This window comes from Mycobacteroides sp. CBMA 271 (assembly GCF_009729205.1).
In the GTDB taxonomy this organism is placed as follows: Bacteria; Actinomycetota; Actinomycetes; order Mycobacteriales; family Mycobacteriaceae; genus Mycobacterium.
In genome coordinates, this window is sequence record NZ_VTHB01000002.1 from 275188 (window position 1) to 291347 (window position 16160).

13 protein-coding genes and 2 pseudogenes are annotated in these 16160 nt (G+C 61.1%); 2 read left to right on the forward strand and 13 right to left on the reverse strand.

Going from position 1 to position 16160, the window contains the following annotated elements:
- The first annotated feature begins 55 nt into the window (after nucleotides 1–55).
- Nucleotides 56–1114, forward strand: a complete 1059-nt coding sequence (locus FZI91_RS06715; RefSeq protein ID WP_155938066.1) for a ferredoxin--NADP reductase — start codon at nucleotides 56–58, stop codon at nucleotides 1112–1114.
- A 27-nt stretch (nucleotides 1115–1141) separates the two neighbouring features.
- Here the strand turns inward: FZI91_RS06715 and FZI91_RS06720 are convergent, their stop codons facing one another.
- The 4 genes and pseudogenes from FZI91_RS06720 to FZI91_RS06735 form a co-directional block, all read right to left on the reverse strand.
- Nucleotides 1142–3025: an AMP-binding protein gene (locus FZI91_RS06720; RefSeq protein ID WP_155938067.1), complete on the reverse strand. Its 1884-nt coding sequence runs from the start codon at nucleotides 3023–3025 to the stop codon at nucleotides 1142–1144.
- Nucleotides 3015–4655, reverse strand: a complete 1641-nt coding sequence (locus FZI91_RS06725) for an AMP-binding protein (RefSeq protein ID WP_155938068.1) — start codon at nucleotides 4653–4655, stop codon at nucleotides 3015–3017. The genes FZI91_RS06720 and FZI91_RS06725 overlap by 11 nt, the downstream gene beginning before the upstream one ends.
- A gap of 104 nt (nucleotides 4656–4759) precedes the next feature.
- Nucleotides 4760–5560: pseudogene (locus FZI91_RS06730) on the reverse strand (HpcH/HpaI aldolase/citrate lyase family protein); the annotation flags it as partial.
- On the reverse strand, nucleotides 5560–6048 hold the full coding sequence (locus FZI91_RS06735) for a MaoC family dehydratase (protein WP_162526578.1): 489 nt from the start codon (nucleotides 6046–6048) through the stop codon (nucleotides 5560–5562). The pseudogene FZI91_RS06730 and the gene FZI91_RS06735, both read right to left, overlap by 1 nt.
- A 75-nt stretch (nucleotides 6049–6123) precedes the next feature.
- On the opposite strand from FZI91_RS06735, the pseudogene FZI91_RS06740 reads away from it, so the two are divergent.
- A pseudogene (locus FZI91_RS06740) lies at nucleotides 6124–6261 on the forward strand (helix-turn-helix domain-containing protein); the annotation flags it as partial.
- Between the two features lie 24 nt (nucleotides 6262–6285).
- Here the strand turns inward: FZI91_RS06740 and FZI91_RS06745 are convergent.
- The 9 genes from FZI91_RS06745 to FZI91_RS06785 all read right to left on the reverse strand — a co-directional run bounded on the left by FZI91_RS06745 (nucleotide 6286) and on the right by FZI91_RS06785 (nucleotide 16156).
- Nucleotides 6286–7392 carry an NDMA-dependent alcohol dehydrogenase gene (locus FZI91_RS06745; RefSeq protein ID WP_155938071.1) on the reverse strand — a complete coding sequence of 369 codons (1107 nt, stop codon included), beginning with the start codon at nucleotides 7390–7392 and terminating at the stop codon, nucleotides 6286–6288.
- Nucleotides 7393–7537: 145 nt separating this feature from the next.
- On the reverse strand, nucleotides 7538–9049 hold the full coding sequence (locus tag FZI91_RS06750; RefSeq protein ID WP_155938557.1) for an aldehyde dehydrogenase: 1512 nt from the start codon (nucleotides 9047–9049) through the stop codon (nucleotides 7538–7540).
- Between the two features lie 154 nt (nucleotides 9050–9203).
- Nucleotides 9204–10004: an RsiV family protein gene (locus FZI91_RS06755; protein ID WP_155938072.1), complete on the reverse strand. Its 801-nt coding sequence runs from the start codon at nucleotides 10002–10004 to the stop codon at nucleotides 9204–9206.
- Nucleotides 10005–10009: 5 nt separating this feature from the next.
- Nucleotides 10010–10573: a hypothetical protein gene (locus tag FZI91_RS06760; protein WP_309224184.1), complete on the reverse strand. Its 564-nt coding sequence runs from the start codon at nucleotides 10571–10573 to the stop codon at nucleotides 10010–10012.
- A gap of 14 nt (nucleotides 10574–10587) precedes the next feature.
- On the reverse strand, nucleotides 10588–11862 hold the full coding sequence (locus tag FZI91_RS06765) for an MlaD family protein (RefSeq protein WP_155938073.1): 1275 nt from the start codon (nucleotides 11860–11862) through the stop codon (nucleotides 10588–10590).
- On the reverse strand, nucleotides 11859–12965 hold the full coding sequence (locus FZI91_RS06770) for an MCE family protein (RefSeq protein ID WP_239001919.1): 1107 nt from the start codon (nucleotides 12963–12965) through the stop codon (nucleotides 11859–11861). The genes FZI91_RS06765 and FZI91_RS06770 overlap by 4 nt, the downstream gene beginning before the upstream one ends.
- Nucleotides 12962–14062 (reverse strand): MCE family protein, encoded by a 1101-nt coding sequence (locus tag FZI91_RS06775; protein WP_166548237.1) that lies wholly within the window; start codon nucleotides 14060–14062, stop codon nucleotides 12962–12964. Before FZI91_RS06775 ends, FZI91_RS06770 begins: the two co-directional genes overlap by 4 nt.
- Nucleotides 14059–15102, reverse strand: a complete 1044-nt coding sequence (locus FZI91_RS06780; RefSeq protein WP_155938074.1) for an MCE family protein — start codon at nucleotides 15100–15102, stop codon at nucleotides 14059–14061. Before FZI91_RS06780 ends, FZI91_RS06775 begins: the two co-directional genes overlap by 4 nt.
- A gap of 10 nt (nucleotides 15103–15112) precedes the next feature.
- Nucleotides 15113–16156: an MlaD family protein gene (locus FZI91_RS06785; RefSeq protein WP_166548238.1), complete on the reverse strand. Its 1044-nt coding sequence runs from the start codon at nucleotides 16154–16156 to the stop codon at nucleotides 15113–15115.
- Nucleotides 16157–16160 lie beyond the last annotated feature (4 nt).

Below are 16160 nucleotides of genomic sequence, written 5' to 3' on the forward strand. Positions count from 1 at the left end.
TCAATGGCACAGTATGTGATGACAATGAGGTGTTCACCACTGCGGAAGGAATTGCATGCCGACGCTCACGGCTACCGCCCCCAGCGCCTACGCGCTGGAGGTGCTCGAAGTCATCGCCGAAACCCCCGACGCGGTCTCGATCGTGCTCGCCGCACCTCCGAATGCCCGAACGGACTTTGCCTACAGGCCTGGGCAGTTCCTGACGTTGCGCGTGCCGGCCGGCGCAGATACCGATGCGGTGTCCCGGTGCTATTCGCTATCGAGCGCACCGAGCATCGACGAGCATCTGAAGGTCACCGTCAAACGAACTGTCGGTGGCCACGCCTCGAACTGGCTATGCGACAACGCCAAGGCCGGAATGGTGTTCGAATCACTACGCCCTGCAGGGACATTCACTATGCGCGACGCCGCGGCGGTTCCGGTGTTCGTGGCCGCCGGCAGCGGCATCACGCCCATCATGTCCATGATCCGCACGGTGCTGTCCGAATCCACCCAGGACGTCACACTCGTCTACGCCAATCGCGACCGCGATTCGGTGATCTTCGATGCCGAGCTCGCGGCACTGCAGATCCAGCACGGCGACAGACTGACCGTCTCGCATTGGATCGAGGCCGAATCCGGCTTGCCGACCGCCGAGGGGCTGCGCGCACTCCTGCCAGCCCGCCCCGGCGCCACCGCATACCTGTGCGGCCCTGGGGCTTTCATGGACACTGCGTCGGCTGCACTAAGCGGTATCGGACTAGCCCACGAGAACATCCACCGCGAGATCTTCGTGTCGCTGAGCACCGATGCCTTCGCCGCGGCACCACAGCCCGCGGCGGCGTCGACCGATCCGGCGGCGGTGAGCGCGACCGTGGAGATCGACGGTGATACCCACCAGGTCTGCTGGCCGAAGGAGCAGGTACTGCTGGACGTACTCCTGAGCCTCGGGATCGACGCGCCTTACGTATGCCGCGAGGGCAACTGCGGCGGCTGCTCCTACACCCTCCGCGAGGGCGAAGTGACCATGCGGGTCAACGACATCCTCGACGATCACGAGATCGGTCACGGCGTGCGGCTGGCGTGCCAGTCGCTGCCACAGTCGGACACGCTCACCATCGCCTTCGACCGCTAGATCAGATTCTGCGCCATACGGCGGCCACTACCAGCGGCGGGCAAGTCCCCGCTCGCGGTACCAATCGATGAGGTCCGGATTGTCGATCGACCGCGGATCTAATGACACGTCGGCGCGTCCGGCAAGCACTCCGCAGATGGGGATCTCGAGCTTCTTTCCGGTTCGGGTGTGCGGTATTCCGGGGGCTTCGATGACCTCGTCGGGGACATGCCGAGGTGACAATCGGGCGCGAATCTCCCGGGCGATCCGCGCCCCCAGGTCGGCATGGAAGGTGTACCCCGGTGCCATGGTGACGAATAGCGGCATCCAGTAGGCGCCGTCGGGGCCGTCCACACCGAGGACGAATCCCTCGGCGATCTCGTCCATCGATTCCACGACCTCGTAGATATCAGCCGAACCCATCCGGATTCCGTTGCGGTTCAACGTGGCATCGCTACGCCCATGGATCACCAACGATCCTCGATCGGTGACGGTGACCCAATCGCCGTGCCGCCAGACCCCCGGGGCGCAACCATCGGCCCATTCATGCTCGAAATAGGCAGCCCGATAACGCGATCCGTAGGGATCGTCCCAGAATCTGATCGGCATGCACGGCATGGGTTGCAGGATCACCATCTCGCCCACCTCCCCGACCAGTGTCCGGCGATCGTGCGACCAGCTGTGCAGGTCCACCCCCAGATAGCGAGCGGTCAACTCGCCGGGGCGTGCTGGCACTCCCGGTGTGCCGCCGGCGAAGGCGGTGCAGACATCGGTGCCGCCCGACAGCGAGGACACCGCGGCCCCGACAAACGAACCCGCCCAGCCGAACAGATCGGCAGATAGTGGAGATCCACTGCTTCCCAACGTCTTCAGCGCGCCCAGGTCATGCTCGTCCCGGGGCTTCAACCCAGCCTTCTTGGTGGCCTGAAGGTGCCCGGGGCTTGTGCCGAAGTAGCTCACCCGTTCGGACTCCAGTAGCTCCCACAGCCGGTCCGCGTTGGGGTACAACGGATGTCCGCTGTAGCAGACGACCGTGGCTCCGACTAGCAGACCGCCCAGCCGATAGTTCCACATCATCCACGACAGCGCGGTCTGCCAGAAGAACACATCGCCTGGCCCCAGGTCACAGTGCAGCCCCACACTCTTGAGATGCTCCAGGAGCATGCCCCCGTGGCCATGCACGATCCCCTTGGGCTTACCGGTGGTGCCGGAGCTGAACAGCACCCAAATCGGATGATCGAACGGCACCATCTCGACCACGGGGTCTTCATTGCCCGAAGGTAATTCGGTTATCAGCGCAGGACCGCCGGGCAATAGATCGTGCAGTTCCGTGGTGTCGGCTCTCTTATCCACCCAGCGGCCGTTGTATCGGTATCCGGGGCCGGATATGAGTACCTTCGGTTTGAGCTGTCCCAGCCGTGCGGCTGCACCCTCGGGTGCATAGTCCTGGCCGCATCCCGACCAGACCGCACCTACCGCCGCGGTGGCAAGGAATGCCACCATCGCATCGGGCACATCCGGCAGATACGCGGCCACACAGTCGCCACGGCCGACACCGAGACGACGCAGCTCCGCGGCCACCGCACCGATCCGTTGCGGCAATTCACGCCAGCTGATCTCGGTGCGCTCCCCCGCCTCGTCAACTCCCACGATAGCGGCGCCGTCCTGATGCGCGTGGCGTAGTACCGGATCCACATAGTTGAGCTCGGTACCCGGAAACCATTGCGCCCCAGGCATCACCGGATCGGCCAGCACACCCTCGTCACCGTCACGCAATCCACGTCCCGGCACATCAAAGAACTCCCACACCGCGCGCCAGAACTGGGGAACGAAGTCGACGGACCAGCGCCATACATCCGCATAGTCCCTGGAGAACAACGCATACCGATGCGAAGCGTGGTCAACGAATCTTTCGTAGGTGTTACTTCCCATGTGTCCGGCCCGGCTCCTGTAATCCGAGAAGTTCCACGGCCTGCGCCCGCATGTCGACCTTGCGCACCTTCCCCGTCACCGTCATCGGGAAGCTGTCAACGATGTGCACATAGCGCGGAATCTTGTAGTGAGCGAGCCTCCCGGCGGCGAAGGCGCGGACGGCACCGGCATCTAACGCCAGGCATCCTGTCCTCATCCTGAGCCACGCACACAGCTCCTCGCCATACTTCTCATCGGGCACCCCGACAACCTGTACGTCCTCGATGTCGGGGTGGGTCAGCAGGAACTCCTCAATCTCGCGCGGGGAGATGTTCTCGCCGCCGCGTATCACCATGTCCTTGATTCGCCCAATGATGGTGCAGTAGCCATCTTCTCGCATTACTGCCAGGTCTCCGGTATGCATCCAGCCGTCGGCGTCAATCACCTCGCGGGTGTGTTCCTCGTCGTTCCAGTATCCGAGCATCACCGAGTAACCACGTGTACACAGCTCACCGGATTGCCCGCGCTCCACCACTGCTCCGGTGTCGGGGTCGACCACCTGGACCTCTACGTGCGGATGCGCGCGTCCGACGGTCGCGGTGCGGCGTTCCAGGTCGTCATCGAAGAGCGTCTGGCAGGAGACCGGTGAGGTCTCCGTCATGCCATAGGCGATGGCGACCTCATCCATGCGCAATTCGTCGATGCACCGCTTCATCACCTCGACCGGGCACACCGAACCAGCCATGATTCCGGTCCGCAACGAGGACAGGTCGCGCTGCGCGAAATCCGGGTCCGCGAGCATCGCGATGAACATGGTGGGCACCCCGTACACCCCGACACAGCGCTCACGTTCGATTGCGTCGAGAGTGCACGCAGGATCGAACCCCGGCGCAGGCACCACGATGGTGGCACCGTGCGTCGTGCATCCGAGGTTGCCCAGAACCATTCCGAAGCAATGATAGAAGGGCACCGGGACGCACAGTCTGTCGCCGGCTTCGAGATGAATCGACTCGGTCACAAAGTACCCGTTGTTGAGCACATTGCGGTGCGACAACGTCGCGCCCTTCGGATAACCCGTTGTCCCCGACGTATATTGGATATTTATGGGATCGGTGTTGGACAGCTGCGACATCCGGTCCCGCAGCGCCGCCTCGGAGACTTGTTCAGCTCCCCCCACCAGATCCGCCCAATCGGAGGTGCCGATGAACACCACGTCCAGCAGCGTGGAGCTGTCCGGACGCACCTGATTGGTCATCGCCACATAGTCCGAGGACTTGAACGCCGTGGCACAGATCAGCGTGCGAACACCCGACTGATTGAGGGCATACGTCAGCTCATGGGTCCGGTACGCCGGATTGATGTTGACCAGAATCGCGCCAATCTTCGCGGTGGCGTATTGCACCAGCACCCATTCGGCACAGTTCGGCGCCCAGATGCCGACCCGGTCGCCCGCGGCGATCCCCAGCGACATGAGGCCGCGCGCAACGTGATTGATCTCGGTGTCGAGTTCGCGGTAGGTCCATCTGCGGCCACCCGGAACATCGACGAGGGCATCGATGTCGGGGTAGGCGCGGGCTACGCGCTCGAAGTTCTCCCCGATCGTCTCCTCGATGATCGGGGACGCCACTGACCCTGCGTCATAGGACTTCATCGTCTCGTTTCACCACCTGCACCGCTGCCCTCCGACCACAGATCAACGGGACGGATCGAGCATGACTTTAACGACTCGCTCGAGCCGTCATCCTGGATTCCAGTACTCAGTTCGACAATCCGTTCGGCACGCCTGAGCACGGGCGCATCGACCATCGTGCCTTCAAACTGGAAGACACCACGTTCCCGACCCGCCAGTTCGAGCGCCCCGCGCGCCCACCGAACCCGCTCCTCGGTCGGCCTGTATGCCTCCCGAATGACGCTCACCTGGGTGGGATGGATGGCCACCTTGGCATCGAACCCGACGGCCACAGCATCATCTGCCTCCGCACGCAGCCTGTCGAGTCCCTTGATGTCGAGATACACCGAGTCCAGCGCCATCCGGCCGAATGCCTTTGCCGCCAAAAGAGTCTGGGAACGAACGTGCTGTGCCACATCGCGGTAACGGCCGTCGGGCCATCGGTTGTCGGTGCCCCAGGTGGCAGCGAATAGGTCCTCCGCGCCCCACATCGCCGCGACGGCGTTCTCGGGCCTCACCAACTCAACGACGTTGAGGGCCCCGAGCGGGGTTTCGACGAGCACCACCACATCCAGCGGCGCCAGGGCGATGACCTGATCCGCGTGCTCACTCTTGGCCAGCATCACCGTGGTGTACGCGGTCCGCGCGATCGCTTCCACATCCAGCAGGTGATCGGCTGTGCCGGCCGGATTGAGGCGAACCACCGTCCGTGTGGGATCCAGTGGGGTATTGATCAACGCGTCGCGGGCGGCGGGGCGGTCGGTGTCCGCCACCCCATCCTCAAGATCGAGAATCACCACATCTGCAGCAACGGAAGCCTTTTCGAAGCGCTCGGGACGGTCAGCGGGACAGAAGAGCCAGCCCGGTCCTATATTGGCGAGTGTCATTAGCCCTGTCTTTCAGCTCGTTTGCGCACCATGGTCTTTCGCAACGCCGTTGCCACCACGTCACCGTGCTGATTCCTGCCGATGTGCGCAAAGGTGACGATGCCCTCTCCCGGGCGGCTCTTGGACTCGCGCTTGTCGATCACCTCGGACTCCGCATAGAGCGTGTCTCCGTGGAACAGCGGTTTAGGAAAGGCGATGTCGGAAAATCCCAGATTCCCGACGATGGTGCCTTGGGTCAGTTGCGCTACCGACAACCCAACCAACGTCGACAGCGTGAACATCGAGTTCACCAAGCGCTGATTGAACGGTGGTAACGACTCCGAGAACGCCGCGTCGAGGTGCAGTGCCTGGGTGTTCATGGTCAACGTCGTGAACAGAACGTTGTCGGCCTCAGTAATCGTCCGACCGGGTCGGTGCAGATACAACACATCGGTCTTGAATTCCTCGAACCATAGACCGCGCTGCTCGATGATCCGTTTGTCGCTCATAACCACCTCCATGCACGGCCAGGGCGTCCACTTATCGGACGCGTATCGTAGGCAGGGTGACCGAGGCACCCAAGCGTGGTACGCCGGACCACGGCGCTCCTTCGAACGGTCTCGAACGAAACCGGAACCGGTGTCAGCACCACCGAACTCGCGCGCCGTGCCGATATTCCACAGGCCACCGCACACTTGCTGGAATCGCTTGCCACTGAAGGCTATACCCGCTGTCCACACCGCAGATCAGTGCACGATCACTCCGCGAATGTTCTTGCCATCGCGCAGGTCCTGGTAGCCCTGGTTGATGTCCTCCAGGCGGTATTTGGTGGTCACCAGCTCATCGAGCTGTAGCTGCCCGGCGTCGTAAAGCCGAAGCAGTCGCACGATGTCGTACTGCGGGTTGGCGGAGCCGAACAGGGTCCCTTTGATGGTCTTTTGGTTGAGAGTCAGCTCCATCCCTGACACATGCACCGTCAGCTTCTCCGGATCTGCCAGGCCGGTCACCACCACTGTGCCGCCCTTGCCGATAGCATTGAACGCGGCGGTGACCACTTCCTCATCCACCACCCCGACAGTGATGATCGCTTGGTCCGCCCCCTGCCCCCAAGACAGCTCATTGAGCTTCTCGGCGGCCTCCTCCGCGGTCGCGACCGCGTGCGTGGCACCGAATTTGGATGCCATGTCCCGCTTGAACGGGACGGGGTCAACGGCCACGATGTACTTGGCGCCCGCCTGTGCGGCACCCTGCACGGCATTGATGCCGATCCCGCCGATCCCGTACACCACGGTGACGTCTCCTGGCCGCACGTCACCGGCGTAGGTGGCACTGCCCCATCCGGTAGGTACTCCACATCCGACGAGCACCGCCGTCTCAAGCGGAATCCAGTCGTCGATCTTGACCACCGAATACTGCGAGATGGTCGCTTTCTGAGCGAAGGTGCCCAGCATGCACATCTGTCCGAAATCGGTTTCCTTGTCACGGAATCGGAAGGTACCGTCGGGCATGCACCCCTCCAGGATGGTTGCGCCCATGTCGCACAGGCTCTGCCGCCCCGTCGAGCAGTAGCGGCAATACCCGCAGCTCGGGATAAAACTGCACACCACGTGGTCTCCGGGTTTGACCTTGGTCACCCCGGGCCCGACTTCTTCGATGATGCCCGCGCCCTCGTGCCCACCGATAATGGGGTAACGCGGAGGCAGATCCCCGTCGGTCAAATGCAGATCCGAATGGCACAGTCCGGCAACGGTATAGTTGATGAGCACCTCGCCCTCACCTGGCCCGTCGAGTTCGAGCTCCATGAGTTCGAAAGGCTTGCCCGCCTCCAAAAGTACTGCGGCCGTGGTTTTCATCGCTGTCTCCTTCTTCAGGTTTAGTTATCGATGATGTTTGAGATGACGAGCAGAGTCCGCCGGCGACAACACCGGTCCAGTAACACAGCGGCGCTAGACCGCATCCGGCCCCGAGATGCGTCGGATTGTCCGTTAGACAAAGCGGTCAAGCAGGAGCTGACAACACCAACGAAAATGCATGCTTGGCCTTGTCGTTCGTCAGGTCGACATGTATGAACTTCGGCTCGAGATACTCACGAAGGGCGTCGGGGCCTAGTTCCCGTCCAAGGCCCGACTGTTTGAAGCCTCCGAACGGATGCTGGCAGCTCACCATGTGCCAGTCGTTAATCCAGACGGATCCTGCTTCAAGTCGGCGCGCCAAGGCCAGTGCCCGTTGGTTGTCAGTGCTCCACACGCCCGCCGACAATCCGTACTCGCTGTCGTTCGCGATTCGTACCGCGTCGTCGTCGTCCTCGTACCGGATTACTGCGAGAACGGGACCGAATATCTCCTCACGAGCGATCCTCATGTCATTGGTGACGTCGGTGAAAATCACTGGGGCCACCCAGTGCCCGTTTGCCAGGGCCGGGTCTTGCGGTGGTGTCCCCTGGTAGGCGACGGTCGCACCCTCCTCTTGGCCAAGCGCTATGTACTTCTCCACCCGCTGCTTCTGTGTCAGCGATACAACAGGGCCGATGTCGGTCGTGATATCCATCGGATCACCCATAGCGATCGTCGCAATGCGGGTGACCAATTTCTCTACGAAAGCGTCGTGGATGGAAGCGGGAAGCAGCAATCGCGTCCCAGACGTACAGACCTGACCGCTGAGCAGAAGGAACCCGAACAGCGTGCCATCGACTGCGAGGTCGATATCGGCGTCATCCAGAACAATATTTGCGCCCTTACCTCCGAGTTCGAGGGTGACCTTCTTGATGTTTTCGGCGGCCCCGCGCATCACCAGTCTGCCTACTTCGGTTGAGCCGGTGAACGCGATCTTGCGGACATCGGGATGCTCAACCAGCCGGGCCCCTGCCGTGTGACCCGGACCGGTCACCACATTCAGCACGCCCGCCGGAAGCCCCGCCTCCTCTGCAGCGCGAACAAGTTCAAGTAACGTCAGTGGCGTCTGCTCATCGGGTTTGACAACTATCGTGTTGCCCGCGGCCAGCGCAGGTGCGAGCTTCCACACCGCTATCAACAAGGGAAAATTCCACGGCACTATTGCACCGCACACACCGACCGGTTCATTGCGGATTATTCCTGTTGCCAGGGTGGGAGATTCGATCAGATCGCCGAGTTGTTCGAACGGGAATTTCCTTGCGAGATTAGCGAAATAGCGAAGATGGGCAATCGAATACCCCACCAAGAACGAGGATGCCGCGCGTATCGTCGCCCCATTCTCACGGACCTGCAACGCGACGAGTTCATCAATCCTCGCTTCGAGGATATCCGCGATGTCATCGAGGACTGCGGCGCGCGAAGCCGGGGTCCGGTCACGCCAGATCCCCGAATAGTGCGCCGCCTTTGCCGCTGCGACCGCGCGGTCTACTGTGTCCGCATCACCTTCAGCGACTGTAGCTACCAGCGATCCGTCTGTAGGCGAATGGATTTCGACCACAGACGGCGAGTCCACCCAGTCTCCGTTGATATACATCCGGTAATGAGTTACATGGGGCATGTGCGCACCGCCTGTTCCGCTGTCTAGGTAGGTTCGGTTGTAGGTGTGGGAATTTTCAGCTTGAACTGAAGCTAACCGTTTGCGCGGCCAGTTGCGGCGCTTGGTTCGAATTATTTTGATGCACAACACCTTTCAATCTGTTTGAGCGCGAACATCAGACAGTTAAGCCTTGCCGCAGAATCGAGTTGAGAGCAGTCAACGGGACGTGGGCTTCGACGGCTCCGCCGTCCATCGACCACACCAGCCGGTCCTGCGGCGGAGGGTCCTCGTGGGCTATGGGCCGATCGGGCATGAAAAGGATCAGCTCGTCGGGGGTCAACGCGAACGCTCGATAGTCGCCGGAGTAGTTGAAAGCACCTGCCTGCGGCTCGAAGCGGTCGGTGGTGAACGGATAGGTGCCGGTTTCGTGCGGCGGCTGCGCCCTGTCGAGCGATTCGGCGAGGAACGGTCTGGCCAGCGGTGGCAGCGCCGTCCGCGGATCGACACCAGGTTTGAATAGATCGGCCAGCGTGAGTTGTTTCCCGGTAGCCATGTCGAAGATGAAGCTCCGAAAGGAGTTATTGGCCCTGTTACCCACAGTCTGCTGAAACTCGTGTATTACCAACGATTTAACGGTCTTGTGTAAATACGTTCGGTGATCGATCGTGACGTCGCTCGCGCGTGCCATTTTGTAACCCTCGACGCGCCAGCTCTGGGCACGATCTCGCAGGTAGCTAAGAAGTGGTGGGCCGAGCGTCGGATGGCCGATCACGTCTTGAGGCAGGTCCACACTCAGGGTTAGTACTGCTTGTCGCTGTGAAACGAGCATCGTTGTGCACGTGTCATTTTGACGATCCCACTGGCCGCCCAATGCCGTATCGCATGCGCTGTCGGCTTGTGCTGGCGGTGCGGCCATCAGTGTGGTGACGCCGACCCACCCCGCACAAAGCAATGCCCTAAGAATGGTGCTGCTCATAATCCCTACTTGATGTCCACTTTGCTTGCTAGCCAACGATTCGCGACGTGCTCCATGGTGATCACCAATCGGCAACGATCGATCCGTGGTGTGGGGTTGGCTACGTTAGATATCGATCGGTCGACAAAGAGCATGACCTCGACCCTGTTCGGGGTGGCCGACTTGATGGCGGAATCGACCACGATGCTGCGGCTGACGGCCTTGTTGTCGACCAGTAGTTTGCGAAGTTGGGCAGCGGATTGGCTGTACTTGTCCCGGAATTCGCCGGTGGCGCCGTCGAGCACCTTGGCGTAATTGTCATCGACCTTGGCGCTGTCGATACTGGTCAGGACCACCGCATAGTCATTGGCAACTTCCAATGCCGCCTGCCGGGTGTCCAGCACCTCGTGTTGGCGTTTGAGCTGCCACCCAAGAAATGCAGCCACACCTATCGCAGTGGCCAGGATTAACAGCGGGCCGCCGAGTAAGAGTCCTCGGATCAGCTTGCCCCGTCGGTCCGGACGGGGTTCGTCTGCTCCTTCCTCGACGTTCTCATCGAACACATCCCTGGGTGGCATTCGCTTAGGCACGGATCCTCCTAGCTCTATTTGGGTGGCGGTGCCAGGTCCGGCGGCGGACCGCCGTATGGCGTGGGAATGGTGTTGGGGCCAACAGGAGTTGGATCTGTTACCGCCACGCGGTCGTATTCCGGGGGTGGCCCCGCGGTGTCATCCCCGGGAGGTCGCGGTGCGTTGCGCGCACCCCGGACGAGTACCGAAGGGTCCGGATTGGCGCAGTAGGTGTATCGATACGGCTCCGGAAAATCCGCTTGAGACGGAGGATGCCGAGGCAGGCCGTAGTCGCACGAATAGCGTGGGTACGGATCGACGATCTCCCAGACATATCCGTCGTGAAAGATCGATCCCACGGCGTCGAGCACCGAACCGCGTTGTTCGATAGGAGGAAACAGTGCTTTCAGAGCGGGCACTCGCACGTAGGACAGCTGCGCGACGGTGGTCAGATTGCCGAGTAACTGGACCATGGTGTCTGAGTTGTCGGCAATCACGGAATCCAATGCCGATAGCGGCCGACTTCCAGTGCCCACGAGTGTGCGGTAGCCACCCTGCATCCGGTTGGCGCCCGCCATTACATCTCGCAAATTCGCCCCGGTTTCACGCAACTTTGGACCCGCATCGGAGATCATGGTCAATACGGTGCGACTGCTGCGGATCAGCCGAATCGTTTCTGGCAGTGCCGAATCCAGTGTTGATATGAGAAACACCCCGCCGTCGAGGATATCGGCTAGCTTTTTAGGACCCGCTCTTCCAACGCCGATTTCCTTCGTCATCGCGGCGAGCTCTTTCGGATCAAGCTGTGCAAGAAGCCCTTCGGCATCTGTGACCAGTTTGTAGAACTGCACCGGAATGGCGGTCTGATTCATGCCGACGGTTTCACCGTCATGCAGAAATGGGCCGTTCCTATGGGCGGGCCGGATGTCGAGATATTGTTCGCCGGCTGGCGAGAGTCCCGATACCCGGAACGCCGCATCCCTTGGAATACGGACGCTGGGATCTATCGCGATGTCTGCGAGCAGTCCATCGTCTGCCACCTGGATGGCCTGAACGGTGCCGATGTGAACGCCGCGCAAGGTCACGTCCTGACCGGCGAGCAGTCCCCCGGATTCGGGGAGCTGTACGCGAAGCGCGATGGTGGGGCGGATCGGGTTGTAGCCGAGTGCGCCTGCCGACACGTAGCCCAATGCTAGGAGAAACGCACAGAACAACCCTGCGATTGCAACGGTGGCGCGTCGTGCTTGAAGAGCCCGGATCGCGTCGACGACCGGGGCGATACATCGTGAGATGAGTCGGGAAACGTTCATCGGTTGGGTCCGTAAATTCTGTTCAGTAGGAGGTTCCACTGGTATCGCAGGCTGCCGATCATCCCGTGCCAGTCGGTGCCGTCGGGGCCGTGTGCCATGGGATCGCCCGGGTAGTTCATATCGGGCAGTGCGCCGAGGACGAGTTGCTCAACATCGCCCGATGCGTGCAGATTGGCCCCGGAGGTCAGCTTGAGAACTCGTGGAATTACCCGGTTGAACGAAGTTAGAGAGGTGGCCGGATCGACGCTGGCATCGTTGAACGCCTTACTCAGAGTGTTGATGTCGGCGATCAGTCCGCGGGTATCGGTGCCCTGTAGTGAAGGAAATCGCGAGAGCTGCCGCGTCACGCGGGCGACGGAGTCGATCAGTGTGAGTATCTGGTCTCGGTTGTCCGCGATAGCAGCGATTGCCGGCTCAGCCGCCGAGAGCGCGTTGTTGATCGTGTCTTGACGTGCAGAGAGGGCCGACGCGAGCTTGGAGGTGTGATCAAGCGCATCCTTAATCTGCCCAGAACGGGCATTGAGCCGTGAGACCAGTTCATTCGATTGACGAAGTAGATCGGCAATTTTTCCCCCGCTATCGCCAACGGCTGAGCCTGCGCCGTTGAGGATGTGGGTCAGGCTTCGAACCACCCCGCCATTGACAAGCACGGCAGCTGAGCTAAGAAGCTCCTCAACGGTGGCCCCTGCAGAGGTTGCGCTCAACGCAATCGTGCTGCCGTCTGCCATGGGCTGGGCGTTTGCAAACGTGCCTTGATCAGACCGGATGGCGACGAAGAGGTCACCAAGTGGAGTGGCAGATCTGAGTTCTGCGGTCGCCCCCACGTACACCGGAATGTCGCGGCGGATGCGCATAGTGACGTGCGCGGTGAACTCTATGGCGTGGATGGTGTCGACCTCGCCGACATCGGCACCGTTGATTTTCACCTTGGCGTGCATGGGAAGGTTTAGGGCGTTCGCAAAAACCGCTGTCAGACGGAATGTTTCGCCCTCCACCGAGGGCGAAATCGACGGAAGGCTCTCCAAACCGGCTGAGCAGCCAGACAGGACCGCTATGGCACCTATCGTCATGAGGGCACGCATGTGGCCGATGGAAGGCTTCATTTGGCGTCTCCCGCCATGAGTTCGAGCATGCCGGTGAGCCCGAAATCAGGACCATAGTCACGCAGAGTGCCAGTAGCGCAACCCAATTGACGAAGGCCCATGAGATTGCACATCTCCTTGGCGAGCTGGCTGTCCAGGACGATCTTGTCCGCCAGCGCGTGAAGTCGCACGGCGCCGTTATTGATGTCGATGACGTTCCAAATGTTGTCCAGGGTCAATGGGGCGAGGTCGAAGAACTCGGCCGTTTCGCGGCGATAGTCGACGAGAGCTTGGGTAATCGTTCGTGCGTCTTTTGTCGTGGATGTCAGTCCGTCTCGGTTCATTTCGAGCACCGATGCCACCCTCATGAGAATCTGGTTGATCTTCGCGCCGGTCGTTCCAGCGCCGAGGCTCTCATCGGCGAGGATTGTGCTGAGCTGGTGGATATTTGACCCAAACTCGCGAATCGTCTGCTCGTTCTCCGCCGCTGATTGACTGAGAACGTCGAGGCCGGATGCGATTCGGCTGATGTTCTCCTTAGTACGTGCGCCATGATCCGATCCCAGTCGCAGGGCCGAGGACAGCTCACTCAGGGTGCCCTTGATGTCATCGCCGCTTTTGGTAGCGATCTGCGCCCCGACGTTCACCAGGCCAGACAGTGGGCCGGCACCGGCTCCGTCGCCGCGTAGTGCCACCGCCAGCCGGTCGATCATCGCCAACGTCTTTTCGAACTCCACGGGCGTGCGGGTCCGGCCGAGGCCGATGATGTCTCCGTCGCGTAGCCTCGGTCCGCTGCGGTAAGGGGGCGTGAGTTCCACATGCCGGTCGGTGAGGATGGACGTGGAGACGGTGACAGCCTGGACATCGGCAGGTAAGTCGACTGCCTCGTCGAGCACCAATGTGGCCTCGACGGAGTCGCCCTGCGGTGTGATGCGGGAAACGTGGCCCACCGTCATGCCCAACACCGCCACGGTATTGCCCTCGTATAGCCCGATGGCATCCTGGAAATGCGCGGTGATCGTCATCGTTTTGGCCTCGGCGCGGGTGATCATCATGGTCACCGCGACGGCGACAGCGATGACCGTCGCTGTCAGTGAGATAGCCGCTCTTTTACTCATGCGCAATCCTCGAAGTACTCGACTAAACCGAACTGTTTGGCGCGTCCACTTATCGCGCACATCCACGAATCGATCAGGGGGCCCGATGTGAATGTTCCGTCCACCGCGGTGCCGCTACCAGAGGCGTTGGCGGCATTCCGCAAGGCAATCGGCAAGACCTGCAACGTATTGCGGAACAATGCGTCATGTTCGGCGATCATCCGAGAGAAGTCGCGAACGCTTGCCAGCATGTCGTTGAGGGCGGGTGCGTCGTCGAGGATTCGGGACAGCGTGGCCACCATGGCGGTGGTGCCAGCGAACAATCGTTCAACCGCTGCACGGCGCGAGGTGATTTCCTTGAGCAGGTCGCGGCCTTGCGTCACCAGCAGCCCGAGGTTGGCCTTTTGGTTCAGGATCGTTGTGGTGAGCGTGTCGGTGCTGGCCAGCAGGGTGCCGAGCTGATCTCGCCGATCCGAGACAACTTTAGATAGCGACCGCAGGTTGCGCAGAGCGTCCGGGAGCGCTTCGGGCAGGCCCTGGAGACTGCGGGAGGCGGTGGTCATGGACTCGGCGATTTGATCGGCGTCTATTTGATCGAATGTTGTTGTGGCATCGGCTAAAGCAGTTTGCAGGTTGTAGGGTGCCGCGGTGTTCTGCAAGGGGATCGTGCGGTCTGTGAGGTCCCCCGCGCGCCCGGGAGTCACCTCGATGTAGCGGGACCCTAGGAGGGTCGTCAGCCTGATGTCCGCCCTGGTGTCGCTGCCAAGGAGGACGTTGTTGTTGATCGACAACCAGATATCGACGCGATCACCGGCGAGTTTCAGGGATTCGACCTTGCCTACCGGGATGCCCGCGATCGTGACTTGATCGCCCTTACGAACGGAGGCTGCCTGCAAGAACTCGGCCCGGTAGATGGTTTTCCCAATATTGACGGCGCCGACTAGGCTGATTGCACCAACCACAACAGCGATGCTGGCTAGGGCGACCAGACCCAGTTTGACCCTGTTGTAGTCCTCAAGGGCGCCTCTGAGCTTCAGGCCGGCGAATGCGCGTTTGATCATAACGTGTGACCTACCTGCATATCGGTGTGTTTTTCATGGTGTTCCCGGGTGTCGCTGCCCGCACGATGTCGGGAATCAGTCGGCCGAGGAAGTCGAAAATGGTGACGTTGATATCGCAGGGATACACATCGGCATAGGTCCCGGATTGCATCGCGCGGGCCACACCCTTGAGCATGGCCGGTAGGTTGGCGCCGAAGTACGCGAACCGGTCGCGCGCATCGGCGGTGAGATAGCGGGTGAGACCGGGTTCGCGGGCCATCAGTTCGTTGATATCCGGCTGGATGCTTCCGGCGATCGTGGACAGTCGGTTCACGGTGGAGTTAATGGAGCCGACCGATGCGACGAGTTCGGAACGCCGAGTTCCCAACGCCACCATCAACTCTCGGGTGCGTGAAATGACTAGCTGCAGATTCGTGTTCTGGTTCGCCAGGATGCTTACCGTGTCGTTCAGGTTGGTGATGACATCCCCGAGGATCTGATCGGGGCCGGCGAATAGTTCTGCCAGTGCCGAGGTCTGTGTGATGAGCGTCAGTACCGAACTGCTATCTCCTTGCAGCGCTTGGACAATTCCTTTGGTGAGGTTGTCGACTTGCTGTGGGTCCAACAACGCGAAGAGCGGTTCAAATCCACGCAGAAGCTTCGTGATGTCGAAGGAGGGCTCCGTACGCTCGACGGGTATCTGGCCGCGATCGGTCAGAATCAGTCTCTTCTCATCTCGCCCGGGCGCCAAGCCGAGATAGCGCTGTCCCACTATGTTTTGGTACGTCACCGATGCCACGGTGTCGGTGTAGAGGGTCTGTTCCCGATGTACCTGAAATGTCACATTTGCCAGTGCGCCATCCCCCAAGACGATCTTCTCCACCCTGCCGACGCGCACTCCGGCGACCCGGACGTCATCACCGGCATGCAGTCCCGCCACGTTGGTGAACACCGCCGAATAGGTATTCACCGGCCCGGTGACCGTGCGCAGCAAGGTCACCGATACCAGCCAGGTAACCGATACACACAGCACTAGGAAAAGGGCCAGGCCGATGGATGCTCTGCGAATGTTCACCGCG